Annotated in this window: 13 protein-coding genes; 6 read left to right on the top strand and 7 right to left on the bottom strand. The window is 75.2% G+C overall.

Annotated elements, in window-relative coordinates:
• Positions 1 to 12: 12 nt before the first annotated feature.
• The gene (locus tag ACWCOM_RS12600) at positions 13 to 807 is read right to left on the bottom strand and encodes an MIP/aquaporin family protein (RefSeq protein ID WP_454549144.1); all 795 of its coding nucleotides are present in this window, start codon (positions 805 to 807) and stop codon (positions 13 to 15) included.
• A gap of 90 nt (positions 808 to 897) precedes the next feature.
• Positions 898 to 2,646, bottom strand: a complete 1,749-nt coding sequence (locus ACWCOM_RS12595) for a glycerol-3-phosphate dehydrogenase/oxidase (RefSeq protein ID WP_454549084.1) — start codon at positions 2,644 to 2,646, stop codon at positions 898 to 900.
• A 116-nt stretch (positions 2,647 to 2,762) separates the two neighbouring features.
• Between ACWCOM_RS12595 and ACWCOM_RS12590 the strand changes: the two genes are divergently transcribed.
• Positions 2,763 to 3,719, top strand: a complete 957-nt coding sequence (locus ACWCOM_RS12590) for a sugar-binding transcriptional regulator (protein ID WP_454549083.1) — start codon at positions 2,763 to 2,765, stop codon at positions 3,717 to 3,719.
• Between the two features lie 11 nt (positions 3,720 to 3,730).
• On the opposite strand, the gene ACWCOM_RS12585 is transcribed toward ACWCOM_RS12590, so the two are convergent.
• Both ACWCOM_RS12585 and dtd read right to left on the bottom strand, forming a co-directional pair.
• Positions 3,731 to 5,176 carry a replication-associated recombination protein A gene (locus ACWCOM_RS12585; protein WP_454549082.1) on the bottom strand — a complete coding sequence of 482 codons (1,446 nt, stop codon included), beginning with the start codon at positions 5,174 to 5,176 and terminating at the stop codon, positions 3,731 to 3,733.
• A 55-nt stretch (positions 5,177 to 5,231) separates the two neighbouring features.
• Positions 5,232 to 5,684: a D-aminoacyl-tRNA deacylase gene (gene dtd / locus ACWCOM_RS12580; RefSeq protein ID WP_454549081.1), complete on the bottom strand. Its 453-nt coding sequence runs from the start codon at positions 5,682 to 5,684 to the stop codon at positions 5,232 to 5,234.
• A 56-nt stretch (positions 5,685 to 5,740) separates the two neighbouring features.
• Between dtd and ACWCOM_RS12575 the strand changes: the two genes are divergently transcribed.
• The 4 genes from ACWCOM_RS12575 (at position 5,741) to ACWCOM_RS12560 (ending at position 9,462) form a co-directional block, all read left to right on the top strand.
• The gene (locus ACWCOM_RS12575) at positions 5,741 to 6,352 is read left to right on the top strand and encodes a phosphatase PAP2 family protein (protein ID WP_454549080.1); all 612 of its coding nucleotides are present in this window, start codon (positions 5,741 to 5,743) and stop codon (positions 6,350 to 6,352) included.
• A 178-nt stretch (positions 6,353 to 6,530) separates the two neighbouring features.
• A complete protein-coding gene (locus ACWCOM_RS12570; protein WP_454549079.1) occupies positions 6,531 to 6,941 on the top strand; it encodes a hypothetical protein in 411 nt (136 codons plus the stop codon).
• Positions 6,941 to 8,179, top strand: a complete 1,239-nt coding sequence (locus tag ACWCOM_RS12565) for a glutathionylspermidine synthase family protein (RefSeq protein WP_454549078.1) — start codon at positions 6,941 to 6,943, stop codon at positions 8,177 to 8,179. The genes ACWCOM_RS12570 and ACWCOM_RS12565 overlap by 1 nt, the downstream gene beginning before the upstream one ends.
• Positions 8,176 to 9,462, top strand: coding sequence for an amino acid permease (locus ACWCOM_RS12560; protein ID WP_454549077.1), 1,287 nt, complete (start codon positions 8,176 to 8,178; stop codon positions 9,460 to 9,462). The genes ACWCOM_RS12565 and ACWCOM_RS12560 overlap by 4 nt, the downstream gene beginning before the upstream one ends.
• 42 nt (positions 9,463 to 9,504) lie before the next feature.
• Here the strand turns inward: ACWCOM_RS12560 and ACWCOM_RS12555 are convergent, their stop codons facing one another.
• Together ACWCOM_RS12555 and aspS are read right to left on the bottom strand one after the other, a co-directional pair.
• Positions 9,505 to 10,131 carry a maleylpyruvate isomerase family mycothiol-dependent enzyme gene (locus ACWCOM_RS12555; protein ID WP_454549076.1) on the bottom strand — a complete coding sequence of 209 codons (627 nt, stop codon included), beginning with the start codon at positions 10,129 to 10,131 and terminating at the stop codon, positions 9,505 to 9,507.
• A gap of 97 nt (positions 10,132 to 10,228) precedes the next feature.
• Positions 10,229 to 12,154 (bottom strand): aspartate--tRNA ligase, encoded by a 1,926-nt coding sequence (gene aspS, locus ACWCOM_RS12550; RefSeq protein ID WP_454549075.1) that lies wholly within the window; start codon positions 12,152 to 12,154, stop codon positions 10,229 to 10,231.
• A 143-nt stretch (positions 12,155 to 12,297) separates the two neighbouring features.
• Here aspS and ACWCOM_RS12545 point away from each other — a divergent pair, with 143 nt between their 5' ends.
• The gene (locus ACWCOM_RS12545) at positions 12,298 to 13,581 is read left to right on the top strand and encodes an APC family permease (RefSeq protein WP_454549074.1); all 1,284 of its coding nucleotides are present in this window, start codon (positions 12,298 to 12,300) and stop codon (positions 13,579 to 13,581) included.
• Between the two features lie 293 nt (positions 13,582 to 13,874).
• Here ACWCOM_RS12545 and hisS read toward each other — a convergent pair whose 3' ends face one another.
• Positions 13,875 to 15,227: a histidine--tRNA ligase gene (gene hisS, locus ACWCOM_RS12540; protein WP_454549073.1), complete on the bottom strand. Its 1,353-nt coding sequence runs from the start codon at positions 15,225 to 15,227 to the stop codon at positions 13,875 to 13,877.
• Positions 15,228 to 15,493: the final 266 nt, after the last annotated feature.

Below are 15,493 nucleotides of genomic sequence, written 5' to 3'. Positions count from 1 at the left end.
GCGGTGGCCGGGTCAGGCCGGCGGGTTCGAGTAGAGCTGGTAGAAGCCGCCGGCGAGCAGGGCGCCGAGGACCGGGCCCAGGACCGGGACCCAGGCGTAGCCCCAGTCGCTGGCGCCCTTGCCGCGGATCGGCAGGATGGCGTGGGCGATGCGCGGGCCGAGGTCGCGGGCGGGGTTGATGGCGTAGCCCGTGGGCCCGCCGAGGCTGGCGCCGATGCCGACCACGAGCAGGGCCACGGCCAGCGGGCCGAGCTCGGAGGGGGTGTTGCCGAAGAGCAGGATCACCGCGACGAGCACGAAGGTGCCGATGATCTCGGTGACCAGGTTCCAGCCGTAGGAGCGCACCGCGGGGCCGGTGGAGAACACCGCCAGCTTGGTCTCCCCGAGGACCTCGTCGTCGATGTCCTCGTCGAAGTGCTTTTTGTAGGCCAGGAACGCCAGGACCGCGCCCAGGATGCCGCCGAGCAGCTCGGCGGCGAAGTAGACGAGCGTGCTCACGGCGGTGACGGCCACGCCGGGGGCGTACTCCTCGGCGCCGCTGGCCCACAGGCCCACGGTCACGGCGGGGTTGAGGTGGGCCCCGGACTGGTAGGCCACGAACACGCCGGCGAACACGGCCAGGCCCCAGCCGAAGTTGATCATCAGGAACCCGCCGCCGAGGCCCTTGGTCCGCGGCAGCACGGCGTTGGCGACGACGCCGCAGCCGAGCAGCAGCAGCATCGCGGTGCCGGCGACCTCGGACCAGAAGACGGTGGAGAGCGGGATGGGGACGGACGGCACCACGGTCTGGGCCAGGACGTTGGACATGGACAGCACTGCGACTCCTCGGTGGGTGCGGACGGACCGGCCCGCCCGTCGGGCGGGCCGGGTGGAGAGGTGGTCTCTGGTGGGGCGGTCTCAGCCGCGGGACGGGCGCACGAGCTCGAGCACGTCGGGGGCGGCGGACCTCGCCGCCGCGGCCGTGGCCTCGTCGGGGGCGGCGGCGGCCGCGTCCTCCGCCTGGCAGCGGGCCCGGTAGGCCTCGACCTCCGCCGCGCGCCGGCGCTCGTCCCAGCCGAGGGCCTCGGCGGCGAGGTCCGCGATCTCCTCGACCGCGTCCAGCCCGTGGCGCTCCTGCTCCCAGGTGAGCCGGGTGCGGGTGTCGTAGAGGTCCTCCAGGTGCAGCGCGCCCTCGTGGGTGCACGCGTGGACGATCTCCGCCCGCAGGTACGCCGGGGCGCCCGCCAGGGGGCGGCCCAGGTCGGGGCGCTCCTCCACGAGCTCGGTGAGCTCGGTGATCGCCGACCCGTAGCGGCCCAGCAGGTGCTGGACCCGCGCCTCGTCCCAGTCGTGGCGCTCCCCCAGCCGGCCGGCCTGCCGGCGCAGCGCCAGGTATCCCTCCGCGCCCAGCAGCGGCGTGCGGTCCGTGACCGAGGGCACGGCCTTCGCCCGCTCCGGGCCCAGGGCGAGGTCCACGGCGTCCTCGGCCATCACCCGGTAGGTGGTGAGCTTGCCGCCGGCGATGGTGATCAGCCCGGGCGCGACCTCCGTCACGGTGTGCTCGCGGGAGATTTTCGTGGACTGCTCGTCCCCGCCGCCCTTCTTCGTGCCCGGCTGCAGCAGCGGCCGCAGCCCGGCGTAGGTGCCGACGACGTCCTCGCGGGTGAGCGGGCGCTCCAGGACCACGTTGGCGTGGTCGATGACGTAGTCGATGTCCTCCGCGGTGGCCACCGGGTGCACCAGGTCCTGGTGGTAGGGGGTGTCGGTCGTGCCGATGATCCAGTACCGGGCCCACGGGATGATGAACAGCACCGACTTCTCGGTCTGCAGGATCAGGCCGCTCTCCCCGCGGATCCGCTCCCGCGGCACGATGATGTGGATGCCCTTGGAGGCGAGCACCTTCAGCCCGCCCTCGGCGTGGGCGAGGTCCTGGGTCTGCTCCGTCCACACCCCGGTGGCGGCGATGACGGTCTTCGCCCGGACGGTGCGCTCCTCGCCCGTCTCGAGGTCCTGGACGGTGGCCCCGACCACGCGGCCGGACGCGTCCTTGGGGAAGGCCACCGCCCGGGTCCGGTTGGCGGCCAGCGCGCCGTAGCGCACGGCGGTGCGCACGATGGTCAGCACGAGGCGGGCGTCGTCCACCTGCCCGTCCCAGTACTTCACGGCACCGACCATGGACCCGGCCTTGACGTCGGGGAAGACCCGCTGGACGCCCTTGAAGCCGTAGTGCCGCTGATAGGGCAGGGTCGCGACCTTGGCGCCGAGGTGGGCCAGGGCGTCGTAGAGGCCGATCCCGGCGGTGACGTAGGGCCGCTCCCAGAAGCGGTGGGTCAGCGGGTACAGGAAGGGCACGGGCTTCACGAGGTGGGGCGCGAGGAAGTCCAGCAGCAGCTCCCGCTCCCGCAGCGCCTCGGAGACGAGCTTGAAGTCGAGCTGCTGGAGGTAGCGCAGCCCGCCGTGGACGAGCTTGGAGGACCACTGGGACGTGCCGCCGGCCCAGTCCTGGGCCTCGATGATGCCGGTGCGCAGACCGCGGGTCGCGGCGTCGAGGGCGATGCCGGCGCCGGTGATGCCGCCGCCCACGACGAGGACGTCCAGCTCGGGGCCGTCCGCGAACTCGGCGAGCGCGTGCTGCCGTGCGGCGGGGGACAGGGTGGGTTGGGCCATGGTGGGGAGCCTTTCGGAGGGGTCGTGGGGCCGTGCTGTGGTCTGGTTCACACTCTGCGGGGAAGTGCACCTATGCTCAAATGGAATGAACGGACGTGCAGGGAAAGGGCGTAACAGTGCACGGTGATGCCGAGCTCCACCACGCGGCGGAGCTGTACTACGTGCAGGGCATGACGATGGAGGCGGTCGCGGACCGCTTCGGCGTCTCCCGCCCCACGGTCTCGCGGATGCTGCAGGCGGCGCGGGACCGGGGCATCGTGCGGATCAGCCTCTCCGCTCCCCCGGACGCCGGGCACGACCTGTCCCACCGGCTGCGGGAGGCCTTCGGGGTCACGGTGCACGTGACGGGCACCCCGCGGGGGGCCACGGACCCGCAGCGGCTGGAGTCGGTGGCGCGCTCGGCGGCGGGGCTGCTCGGGGAGTGGTTCGGGGACGGGATGACGCTGGCGGTCGCGTGGGGCACGACGACCTCCACGATCGCCGGCCACCTGCACCCCAAGACGACGCGCGACACCCTGGTGGTGCAGATGAACGGCGCGTTCAGCGCCCGCTCCCCGGGGGCCGCGCAGTCCTCGGCGCTGCTGGGCCGGATGTCGACGGCGTTCGGGGCCGCCCTGCTGCCCTTCCCCACGCCCGCGTTCTTCGACAACGTGCAGACCCGCATGCTGATGTGGCAGGAGTCGTCGGTGCGTCGGGTGCTGGCGGCGCGCAACGGCGCGGACCTGGCGGTGTTCAGCGTGGGGGCGTTCCGGGGGCCGATGATCTCCCAGGTGTACACCAACGGCTATCTCTCGGACGAGGACTTCCGGGAGCTGACGGCGCAGCGGGTGGTCGGGGACGTGTGCACGGTCTTCCTGCGCGAGGACGGGACCTACGCCGACCTGGACCTCAACCGCCGGGCGAGCGGACCCACGCCGATGGAGCTGCGGCGGATCCCGCGCCGGCTGTGCGTGGTGGCCGGGGACCACAAGGTGCCGGGGGTGGTGGGGGCCCTGCGGGCCGGGGTGGTCACCGACCTGGTGATCGACGAGCGCACGGCGGCCTCGGTGGTGCGCCACCTGTTCGGCCGCTGAGCCGCGGGCGGTCAGCGGCCGCGGACGATGCCGCGCAGCACCTCCAGCTGCTGGGCGATCTGGCGCTCCCGTCCCCGGTCGACGGGACGGTAGTAGTCGGTGCCCACGAGCTCGTCGGGCGGGTACTGCTGGGCGGCCACGCCGTTGGGCGCGTCGTGGGAGTACACGTAGTCCCGGCCGTGGCCGAGCGGGCCGGCGCCCGGGTAGTGGGCGTCGCGCAGGTGCAGGGGCACCGGCCCGGCCCGGCCGGCGCGGACGTCGGCGACCGCCTCGTTGAGCGCGGTGTAGGCGGCGTTGGACTTCGGCGCGGTGGCGAGGTGGGCGACGGCCTGGGCCAGGGGGATCCGGCCCTCCGGCATGCCGATGAGCTGGACGGCGTCGGCGGCGGCCACCGCGGTCTGCAGGGCGGTGGGGTCGGCGGTGCCGATGTCCTCCGAGGCGGAGATGATCAGCCGGCGGGCGATGAACCGGGGGTCCTCCCCGGCCTCGAGCATCCGGGCGAGGTAGTGCATGGCGGCGTCGACGTCGGAGCCGCGGATCGACTTGATGAAGGCGCTGACCACGTCGTAGTGCTGGTCCCCGTTCTTGTCGTAGCGCACGGCCGCGCGGTCCAGCGCCTCCTCCGCGTGCTCGCGGGTGATCACCGGGACCGTGGCGCCGTCCGCCCGCTCCCCGTCGGGGCCCGGTTCCTGGCCGGGCTCCGGGTCCAGCTCCGAGAGGGCCACGCCCGCGGCGGCCTCCAGGGAGGTCAGGGCCTTGCGGGCGTCCCCGCCGCACAGGTCCAGCAGGTGCTCGCGGGCCTCCGCGGACAGCTCCACCTGCCCGTCGAGGCCCCGGGGGTCGGCGACGGCGCGCTCCAGCAGCCCGGCGATGTCGGCCCGCCGCAGCGGCTGCAGGGTGAGCAGCAGCGAGCGCGAGAGCAGCGGGGAGATCACGGAGAACGACGGGTTCTCCGTGGTGGCCGCCACCAGCACCACCCACTGGTTCTCCACCCCGGGCAGCAGGGCGTCCTGCTGGGCCTTGGTGAAGCGGTGGATCTCGTCCAGGAAGAGCACGGTGGTGCGCCCGTGCAGGTCCCGGTCGGTCAGTGCCTCGTCCATCACCCGGCGCACGTCCTTGACCCCGGCGGTGATCGCGGACAGCTCCACGAACTTCCGGGACACCCCGCGGGCGATCACGTGCGCCAGGGTGGTCTTGCCGGTGCCCGGCGGGCCCCAGAGGATGATCGACGACGGCCCGGCCGGGCCGCGGTCCTCCCCCGCCAGCACCCGCAGCGGGGAGCCGGGGCGGAGCAGGTGCTGCTGGCCGACGATCTCGTCGAGGCTGCGCGGGCGCATCCGCACCGCCAGCGGGGAGCGGCCGCGGGCCCGCCGCGCCCGGCCGGGCGGGGCCTCCTCGCGGGGCCCGCCCGCGCCGGGGCCGGTGGGGTCGAGGTCGTCGAAGAGGGAGCCGGTCACGCCGTCCAGACTAGTCCCCGGCCCGGTCCCCGGCCCGCGGTGCGCCCGGCCGTGCTCAGGCCCGCCGGGGCCGGTCCAGCTCGGCGCTGTCCAGGACGAGGGTGACCGGGCCGTCGTTGACCAGCTCCACCTGCATCCGGGCCCCGAACCGGCCGGTCTCCACGCGCGCGCCGAGCTCGCGCAGCGCGTGCACGTAGGCGTCGAACAGCGGCTCCGAGACCGCTCCGGGTGCGGCGGCCGACCAGGAGGGGCGCCGGCCCCGGCGGGCGTCGCCGTAGAGGGTGAACTGGCTGATCGCCAGCACCGGGGCGCCGCGCTCCGCGCAGGAGCGCTCGCCCTCCAGCAGCCGCAGGTGCCAGGTGCGCTCGGCCAGCCTCGCCGCGGTGGCGGCGTCGTCGTCGTGGGTGACGCCCACCAGGGCGACCAGCCCGGGCTCCTCGATCCGGCCCACCACCGAGCCCTCGACGGTCACGGCGGCCCGGCTCACCCGTTGCAGAACGATGCGCATGGGCCCAGTCCACCACACCGGCGAGGGCGGGGCGGGCGCCCGGCTATCCTCGTGCCATGAGCTCGCCCGCCGCACCCGTGCTCCGGCGGCCCGGACCCGCCGCCCTGGTGGCGGAGGTGTTCGCGCCCGCCCCGCTGGTGCTGTGCCTGCTGGTGCTGGCCGGGTGGCGGGCCGCCGGGTGGCCGGGGGTCCTGTGGGGGCTCGGGACGGCGGTGCTCGTCGCGTCGCTGCCGATGCTCGTGCTGCGCGTCCTCGCCCGCCGCGGGCGGGTGGACGGGCACTTCGTGCGCTCCCGGGCGCAGCGGCTGCCCGTCTACGCCGCCACGGGCGCGCTCACCGCCCTGGTGGTGGCGGCCGAGCTGCGGCTGGGGGCCCCGGTGCTCGTGCCGGTGACCACCGGGTTCGTGCTGCTGGGCATCCTGGTGCTGCTGGTCGTGACGCTGCGCTGGAAGGTCTCCGCCCACGTGGCGACGGCGGCGTGCTGGGCCGTGGGTCTCGGCGCGCTGACTGCACCGTGGGCCGTGCCGCTCGCCGCCCCGGTCCCGGTCCTGGTGGCCCTGTCCCGGGTGCGCACCGGGGACCACACGCCGGCGCAGACGGCGGTCGGGGCGCTGATCGGCGTGCTGATCGGACTGGGCCACACCGCCGCCGTCGCCGCGCTGCGCTGAGCCGGCGCGCCGGACCGGCGCCCGGCCCGGTCCGGTCCGCCGCCCGTTCCGTCGGCCGTTCCGCCGACGGCCCCCGGGACCGCGGCGCGGCCGCGCGACAGCGGGGGCCCGCGTGCCGGAGGATGGGAGGGCGGACGGCTCCCGGCCGCCCCGACGACCCGAGACCCGAGGACCCGCCGTGCCACCACGCCCCACGACCCGCATCATGAGCGCCGCCTCGATCGGCGCCCTCGTCGTCACGCTCACCGGCTGCGGCGAGGACGCGCAGGAGGTCGACGCCGACTACGCCCAGATCTGCGTGCAGGAGGACCCGGAGACGGGCGAGGACGTGCGCGTGGACGACGACGAGTGCGACGACGACGGGCGCCCGCGCGGCTCGTTCGTCCCCATGTTCCTGTTCCTCAACGCCGGCCGCTCCTTCGCCGTGCCGCCGGTGGGCTCCCCGGTGCCCTCCTCCTCCGGCTTCACGACCACCCGCCCCCCGGCCTCCGCCACCGTGGCCCGGGGCTTCGCCCCGTCCGGGACCTCCGTGGGCCGGTCCGGGGTGTCGAAGGGCTTCGGCGGCTCCTCGAGCGGCTGGGGCTCCTGATGCGACGCGTCGACGGGCTCCCGCCCCGGCCCGGGTGGGAGCGGACCGTGCACGACGAGGGCCTCACCTACGCCTTCACCGAGCGCCCCGACGGCACCCGGTTCTCCTACTGGAACGAGACGGCCGCCTACGTCCTGTCCCCGGAGGAGGTGACGGAGCTGGAGTCCGCCACCGACGAGCTGTACCGGATGACGCTGGAGGCCGCCCGCTACATGGCCACCGGCGCGCTGGGCACCCTCGGGCTCTCCGAGGCCGCGTTCGAGCTCGCCCAGCACTCCCTGCGCCTGCGCGAGCCCTCGGTCTACGGCCGCTTCGACCTGGCCTGGGACGGCACCGGCCCGGCCAAGATGCTCGAGTTCAACGGCGACACCCCCACCGGCCTGGTGGAGGCCGCCGTGTGCCAGTGGTCCCGGGTGGAGGCGCTGCACCCCGGGCTCGGCGAGGAGCATGCGGACTTCGACCAGCTCAACGGCCTGTGGCCCATGCTCGTGCAGCGCTGGCGGCAGCGGCGGCCGGCGTCGGCCTCGGGCGTGCTGCACGTGGCCTACACCCGGGCGGAGGAGAGCGGTGAGGACGCCGCGAACGCGGCGGTGCTCGCCGCCACCGCCGCGGAGGCCGGGTACCGCACGGTGCTGCTGCCCGTGGAGGACGTGCGCTTCGACACCCGCTCGAACCGCTGGGTGCACGCCTCCGGGGACGTCGACGACCCCACGGTGGTCTCTGCCATCGAGGAGCTCTTCGCCCTGCACCCGTGGGAGGTGATGGTCGACGACGGCCCGGGCGGGTTCGTGCTGCACGACCCGCTGCTGATGCGCCACTGGTACGAGCCGGCCTGGAAGATGTTCTGCTCCACCAAGCTGCTGCTCGTGGCCCTGTGGCGGTGCTTCCCGGACCACCCCCTGCTGCTGCCGGCCTACACGGACGGGCCCCAGGGACTGGCGGAGTGGGTGCGCAAGCCCATCTTCGGCCGGGAGGGCGACGGGATCGAGATCCGCGCCCGGGACGTGCGCGTGCGCTCCGCGCGCCCCCACGACTCCCCGATGGACGTGTGGCAGGCCTACGTGCCGCTGCGCAACTTCCCCGGCTCGGACGGGGCGCCCAACCACCCGGTGGTGGGCTCCTGGGTGGTCGGCGACGACGGGGCGGCCGGTCTGGGCATCCGCGAGTCCGACGGCCCGCTCACCGACTACTGGTGCCGTTTCGTGCCCAACATCATCGACAGGAAGGGCCTGCTGTGACCGCGCACCTGCTCCCCCGGTCCATCTCCACGGCCACCTCCGCCGTGATCGGCGCGACCTCGATCGCCCCGCTGTACTCCGTGGTGGTGACCCTCGGGCTCATGCACGCCCTGGTGGGGCGGTGGACCCCGGTGGTGCTGGTCGCCGCGGTGGTCCCGATGGCGGTCGTCTCCGTCTGCTTCGCCCGGCTGGACGAGCTCTACGAGGACCAGGGCACCGTCTACCGCTGGGCCCGGGAGGCCTACGGGGCGTTCGCGGGCTTCCTGGGCGGGTGGGGGCTGTGGCTCTCCGCGACCCTCGTGCTCGCCTCCCTGGCCTGGGTCACGGCCGACTCGGTGCTCTTCGCCCTGGGCGCCGAGCCGGGCCCGGGGGTCGTCACCGCGGCGGCCGCGGCGCTCATGGCGGTCTTCGCGGCGATCTCCTCGACCGGGATCCGGGTCTCCGCGGCGGTGCAGGCCGTCCTCGCCGCCCTGCAGCTGGTCGGGGTGGGGGTGCTGGTGTGGGCCACGCGCACGGCCCCCGTCGTCGCGGGCGCCGCCGAGGACGGGGGCGAGTGGAGCGGCTTCTACACCGCCGTCCCGGCCGGTGGGGAGCCCACGGCCGGCAACCTGGCCGCCGCCCTGCTGCTGGCCCTGTTCCTGTACTGGGGCTGGGACTCGACGTTCTCCCTCACCGAGGAGTCCACCACCCAGCGCGCGCCGCGCGTCTCGGCGTGGATCGCGCTGACGGTGGTGGCCGCCGTCTACGCCGTGATCGGCTGGTCCTACGTGCCCGGGGCGTCGGTGGGCTCACCGCTGCTGGCCGGGCTCGTGGCGGTCTCGGCGGGCGCCTCGATCGGGACCACCATGATCCCCACCTCGCGCGGGCTGATGTCGATGGCCCGCGGCGGGCACCTGCCCCGGCGGTTCCTGTCCCTGTCCTTCGCCACGTGGGCCACCGCGGCCGTGGCCGCGGCGTGGATGACGTTCTCGGGCCCGCTCTTCGACGACACGGTCGGGGTGATCTCGGTGCTCGTGGCGCTGTACTACGGGCTGGCCTGCGCGGCCACCGCCAAGCTGGCGCGCACGGCGGGCGCCCGCCTGCTCGGGGCGGCCGGGGCCGCGCTCATGGCCGCGGCCCTGGTGCTGACCGGCCTGGAGTACGTGCTCTCGGCCGCCTGGGTCTGGGCGGGCGCGGTCCTGGTGCTGCTCGTGGTGCCGCTGTGGTTCCTCCTGGGCCGGGGCCGCGAGCCCCTGCCCGGCGCGCACGAGCGCGCCCCGCACCTGGAGAGCCTGCGCAGCTGAGCGGCGCACCGGGACGGCACGGGACCCGCCCCGGTGCGCCGCTCAGGGCAGCACGGTGAAGCCCCGCGGCAGCCCCCGCCGGCCCGTGAGGGCCACCAGCACCTCGGGCAGCCGCCCGGCCGGTGCGGCGATCTCGATCGCGGTGTGCCCGGCGTCGGCCAGCACGGCCTCCGGCGGCGTGCGGTCGAGACCGCACGCCGCGGCGACGTCCAGGCCGTGGACGGCCAGCTCGAAGGTGCGCGTGGGGACGTAGGCGCTCAGCCGCGTGCCGCCGACCACGGTGCGGATCACCGGGTCCTCCTCGACGGGCACCCGGGCCAGCGCCCGGCGGGCCCGCTCCAGGGACGCCCGGACCGTGGCCCCCGGGTGCCGGCCCAGCTCCCGGCCGGCCGCGGTGCCGCGCGCGGCGACCGCCGCGGGGTCGGTGGCCGCGGAGGAGAGCGCGTAGTACTGCCCGGTGCCGGTGCACACCGCCTCCCCGGCCGGGGTGCCGAGGTACTCGGCGAGGGTGACCAGGGCCCGGTGGGTGTGGCCCACCAGGGCGCGGACGTCCCAGGTGCCCAGCGCGGGCCGGGTCCAGTGGTGCGGGCGCAGCTCCTCGACGAGCTCGGCGAACCACGACCCGGCCTCGAGGAAGGCGGCGCGGGCGGCGGCAGGGTCTCGGGTCACGGCATCCCCCTGGATCGCGGCGGCCGGGCCCGGACCGCACGGCGAGGGCCGGGCCCCGTCCGGAGGGACGGGACCCGGCCCTCCGGTGAGCCGTAGCCTACTGCGCGGACGTGGCCGCGGACCCGAATCCGCCGCCGGTGGCCTGCTCCGTGACGTCCTGCGCCGCCCGGACGGTCCCGTCCGCCGGCGCTGCGGCGACCCGGCCCTCGGACTGCTTGCCGTCGGACTGCTTGCCCTCGGCCTGCTTGCCCTGGGGCGCGGCCTTGGGCTCGGGCCTGGCGTCGACCCCGGCCTCCTTGCGCTGCTGCGGCGTGATCGGCGCCGGGGCGGCCGTCAGCGGGTCGTAGCCGTTGCCGGTCTTCGGGAAGGCGATGACCTCGCGGATGGAGTCGGTCCCGGCCAGCAGGGCGACCACGCGGTCCCAGCCGAAGGCGATGCCGCCGTGCGGGGGTGCGCCGTACTTGAAGCCCTCGAGCAGGAAGCCGAACTTCTCGTCGGCCTCCTCCTGGCCGATGCCCATGACCTCGAAGACCCGCCGCTGGACGTCCTGCTGGTGGATGCGGATGGAACCGCCGCCGATCTCGTTGCCGTTGCACACGATGTCGTAGGCGTAGGCCAGGGCGTGCTCCGGGTCCTGGTCGAAGGTGTCCAGGAACTCCGGCTTGGGCGAGGTGAACGCGTGGTGCACGGCGGTCCACTGGCCGGCGCCCACGGCCACGTCGCCGGACTCCACGGCCTCGGCGGCGGACTCGAACAGGGGGGCGTCCACGACCCACACGAACGCCCAGGCGTCCTCGTCGATCAGCCCGGTGCGGTGGCCGATCTCCACGCGCGCCGCGCCCAGCAGGGCCCGGGAGGACTTCCGCTCGCCGGCGCCGAAGAAGATGCAGTCCCCGGGCTGCGCGCCGGTCGCGGCGGCCAGGCCCTCGCGCTCGGCCTCGGTGATGTTCTTGGCCACGGGACCGCTCAGCGTCCCGTCCTCCCCGATCAGCACGTAGGCCAGGCCCTTGGCGCCGCGCTGCTTGGCCCACTCCTGCCAGGCGTCCAGGGTGCGGCGCGGCTGGGAGGCCCCGCCCGGCATGACCACGGCGCCCACGTAGGGGGCCTTGAACACGCGGAAGGTGGTGTCCCGGAAGTACTCGGTGAGCTCGGTGAGCTCCAGGCCGAAGCGCAGGTCCGGCTTGTCGGAGCCGTACTTCGCCATCGCCTCGGCGTAGGTCATCCGGCGGATCGGGGTGGGGATCTCCACCCCGACGAGCCGCCACAGGGCGGCCACGATGCGCTCGCCCAGGGCGATGACGTCGTCCTGCTCCACGAAGGAGGCCTCGATGTCCAGCTGGGTGAACTCGGGCTGGCGGTCGGCGCGGAAGTCCTCGTCGCGGTAGCAGCGGGCGATCTGGTAGTACTTCTCGATCCCGCCGACCTGCAGCAGCTGCTTGAACAGCTGCGGGGACTGCGGCAGGGCGTACCAGGAGCCCGGGGCCAGGCGGGCGGGCACCAGGAAGTCGCGGGCGCCCTCCGGGGTGGAGCGGGTCAGCGTGGGCGTCTCCACCTCCGTGAACCCGTCCTCGTGCAGCAGCTCGCGGGCCACCCGGTTGGCGTCGGAGCGCAGCCGCATGATCCGGGCCGGCTCGGGCCGGCGCAGGTCCAGGTAGCGGTGGCGCAGGCGGGCGTCCTCGCCGACCTCCACGTGCTCGTCGATCTGGAAGGGCAGCGCGGCGGCCGTGTTGAGCACGGTCACGGTCTCGGCGATGACCTCCACCTCGCCGGTGGCCAGGGCGGGGTTCTCGTTGCCCTCGGGGCGGCGCTCCACGGCGCCGGTGACCTGGAGGACGAACTCGTTGCGCAGGTGGTGGAAGTCCGCCTCGTCGCGCACCACGATCTGCGCCACCCCGGAGGCGTCGCGCAGGTCCAGGAAGGCCACCCCTCCGTGGTCGCGGCGCCGGCCGACCCAGCCGGCCAGCGTGACGGTCTCTCCGATGTGCTCGGCGCGCAGCTCGCCGAGGTTGTGTGTGCGCAGCACTCAAAAACCCTTCGTCGTTCGGGAGGTCCGGACGGGGCGGCGCGGATCGCGCGTTTGCCCGGGATTCACCCGGTGCCCCTACTCTCGTTCGGGAACGAGTTTACAGCCCGCCCTCCGGGCCCAGGACGACGACGGGACCACCCATGAGCAGCTCCCCCGGCCACCCGGCCCTCGCCCGCCGGCTGGGCACCTCCGACGCCACCGTGATCGGGGTGGGCTCCATGGTCGGGGCGGGGGTGTTCGTGGCCTTCGCCCCGGCCGCCGCCCACGCCGGGCCGTGGCTGCCCGCGGCGCTGCTGCTCGCGGCGGTGGTCGCCTGGTGCAACGCGACGTCGACCGCCCAGCTGGCCGCCGTGCACCCCGCCTCGGGCGGGACCTACCTCTACGCGAACCGGCAGCTCGGCCCCTGGCCGGGCTTCGTGGCCGGGTGGGGCTTCGTCACCGGCAAGACCGCCTCGGCGGCGGCCATGTCGCTGACCTTCGGCCTCTACGTCGCGGAGCTGCTGGGGGCGGGCGACGCCGGGGCGCGGCTGCTCGCCGTCGTCGCCGTCCTGGGCCTCACCGCGGTGAACCTCGGCGGGGTGAGCCGCACCGCCCGGCTGACGAAGCTGCTGGTCGTCCCCGTCCTGGCCGTGCTCCTGGCCGTGACGGTGCTGCTCTACGGCGTCCCGGGCCCGGCGGCCGGAACGGCGCCCGGATGGGAGGGCGGCGGATGGGGCGTGCTGCCCGCGGCGGGGACCCTGTTCTTCGCCTTCGCCGGCTACGCCCGCGTGGCGACCCTCGGCGAGGAGGTCCGGGACCCGGCCCGGACCATTCCGCGGGCGGTGCTCGGCGCCCTGGCGCTCACCCTGGTGCTCTACGCGGCGCTGGGGCTGGGCCTGCTCCGGTTCCTCGGGGCGGAGCGGCTCGCGGCGTCGACCGCGCCCCTGCTCACGGCGGTCGAGCAGACGGGATGGTCCGCCGGGGCCACGACCGCCGGCGCCGTGCTGGTCACCGCCGCCGCGGCCCTGGCCACGCTGGGGGCGCTGCTGGCCCTGGTCGCCGGCATCTCCCGGACGGTGCTGGCCATGGCCCGGCAGCGGGACCTGCCCGCCCGGCTGGGTGCGGTGTCGCAGCGGCACCGGGCGCCGTGGGCCGCGGAGCTGGCCGTGGCCGGGGTCGTGGTGGTGCTCGTGCTCGCCGGGGACGTGCGCACCGTGATCGGGTTCTCCAGCTTCGGGGTGCTCGTCTACTACTCCCTGGCGAACCTCTCCGCGCTCACGCTGGCCGAGCGCCCCGGCTGGGCCCCGCGGGCCGTCAACGCCGTGGGCCTGGCCGGCTGCCTGCTGCTGGCCTGCACGCTCCCGGCGGCCTCGGTGCTGACGATGCTGGGGGTGTTCGCCGTGGGCCTGGCCGGCCGCGCGCTGGCCCTGTCCCGGCGGCGCTGACCCCGCCCCGAACACCCGGGCCTCGCCCTGCCCCCTCCCTGTCCGGCCCAGTCCCCGTGTCCCCCTGTCCCCCTGTCCCACCCGCTGCCCCCTTCCCGTCCCACCGACGCCGAGTCCCCAGCCCCGCGGCATGTCCCCAGGAGAATGCCTGGGGAAACGGGACAGGACGGGGGACTCGACGGCCCGGGCGACGCAGAGGTGGGGAGTCGACGGATCAAGTCACCCGGACTCGGGGACCCGACGGGCCGGGCCACCGAGACGTGGGGACTCGGTGGGAGCCGGGTCCGGGGCGGTCAGGCGTGCGCGGAGCGCACCACCGGGCGCAGGTCCTCGGCCGGCGGCGCCCAGGCGGCGGGGTCGGCGCCGACCTGCTCGCCGGAGCGGATGTCCTTGACCTCGTGGGTCAGGTTCCCGTCCTCGGCGCGGACCGTGAACCACACGTAGGGGATGCCGCGGCGCTCCGCGTAGCGGATCTGCTTGCCGAACCTCGCGGCGCTGGCCGAGACCTCGCACGCGATGCCCCGGGCGCGCAGCTGCCCGGCCACGTCCTGGGCCTGCGACCAGGACTCCTCGTCCACGAGCGAGACCAGCACCGCGGTGGGCACCGTCCGGGAGGCCGCGGCCATGCCCTGGGAGAGGATGCGGGAGACCAGGCGGGTGACGCCCACGGACAGGCCCACCCCGGGATAGGTCTTCTTGCCGGTGGACGCCAGGGACTCGTAGCGCCCCCCGGAGCAGACGGAGCCCAGCTGCTCGTGGCCCACCAGCACGGTCTCGTAGACGGTGCCCGTGTAGTAGTCCAGGCCGCGGGCGATGGACAGGTCGGCCACCACCGTCCCGGGGGCCCGGCGGGAGGCCTCGCCCACCACCTCGGCGAGCTCCTGCAGCCCCTCCTCGAGCAGCTGGGTGTTCACCCCGAGCGCGCGGACCTGCTCCACGAAGGAGGTGTCCTCGGTGCGGATGGACGCCAGCTGCAGGGCGGCCCGGGCCTGCTCGGGGGACGCCCCGAGCTCGTCGCAGAGGGCCTGGGCGACCCGCTCGGGCCCGATCTTCTCGAGCTTGTCGATGTTGCGCAGCACGCCGGCCGTGTCCTGCAGGCCGATGCCGCGGTAGAACCCCTCGGCCAGCTTGCGGTTGTTCACCCGCAGCACGAACGGCGGGATCGGCAGCTTCGACAGCGCGTCGATCATCACCAGCGCCAGCTCCACGTCGTAGCGGAACGGCAGCACGCCGTCGCCGACCACGTCGATGTCCGCCTGGGTGAACTCGCGGGCGCGGCCCTCCTGCGGGCGCTCGCCGCGCCAGACCTTCTGCATCTGGTAGCGGCGGAAGGGGAACGTGAGGTGCCCGCCGTTCTCCACCACGTACCGGGCGAAGGGCACGGTGAGGTCGAAGTGCAGGGCCAGGCGGGCGTCGTCCTTCTCCGGGGCGTCCTCGTCCTCCTGCAGGCGCGAGACGACGTAGACCTCCTTGTCGATCTCCCCCTTGCGCAGCAGCTGCCCGACCGTCTCCACCGCCCGCGTCTCGATGGAGGAGAAGCCGTGCAGCTCGAAGGTCTCCCGCAGCACGTCCAGGACGTGCAGCTCGACCAGACGCTCCTCCGGAAGCCATTCGGGGAAACCGGACAGGGAGGTCTTGCGGGCCATGGGGAGGTGCTCCTCGGGTGGGACGGCGGCGGGCGGCGGACCGTGCGGGCCGGACGGGCCGGACGGTTCCGCACTCATCCTAGAGAGCCGCCCCCGCCCGGCCCAAAGCACCGCCCCGCGCACCGGCCCCGGGCCCGGCGCCCCCAAGCCCGGAGCGGCCCGGCCCGCGGCCCCCGCGGCCCCCGCCCCCGGCCCGCCGGTCGCCCCGCCGGGCGCCGCGCCGCCCGTGGCGGCCCCGCCGGCGGCGGCTCCCGCGCGGGCCTCGC

The sequence above is a fragment of the Kocuria sp. KH4 genome (assembly GCF_053711175.1).
Note: the sequence above shows the minus strand (reverse complement) of the source record. Positions and strands in the feature narration are given on the sequence as shown.

What these genes read in the sequence shown, in the direction of transcription:
- ACWCOM_RS12600 (WP_454549144.1), bottom strand. Translation starts at nt 807, where the DNA reads ATGTCCAACGTCCTGGCCCAGACCGTGGTGCCGTCCGTCCCCATCCCG.
- ACWCOM_RS12595 (WP_454549084.1), bottom strand. Translation starts at nt 2,646, where the DNA reads ATGGCCCAACCCACCCTGTCCCCCGCCGCACGGCAGCACGCGCTCGCC.
- dtd (WP_454549081.1), bottom strand. Translation starts at nt 5,684, where the DNA reads ATGCGCATCGTTCTGCAACGGGTGAGCCGGGCCGCCGTGACCGTCGAG.
- ACWCOM_RS12575 (WP_454549080.1), top strand. Translation starts at nt 5,741, where the DNA reads ATGAGCTCGCCCGCCGCACCCGTGCTCCGGCGGCCCGGACCCGCCGCC.
- ACWCOM_RS12565 (WP_454549078.1), top strand. Translation starts at nt 6,941, where the DNA reads ATGCGACGCGTCGACGGGCTCCCGCCCCGGCCCGGGTGGGAGCGGACC.
- ACWCOM_RS12545 (WP_454549074.1), top strand. Translation starts at nt 12,298, where the DNA reads ATGAGCAGCTCCCCCGGCCACCCGGCCCTCGCCCGCCGGCTGGGCACC.
- hisS (WP_454549073.1), bottom strand. Translation starts at nt 15,227, where the DNA reads ATGGCCCGCAAGACCTCCCTGTCCGGTTTCCCCGAATGGCTTCCGGAG.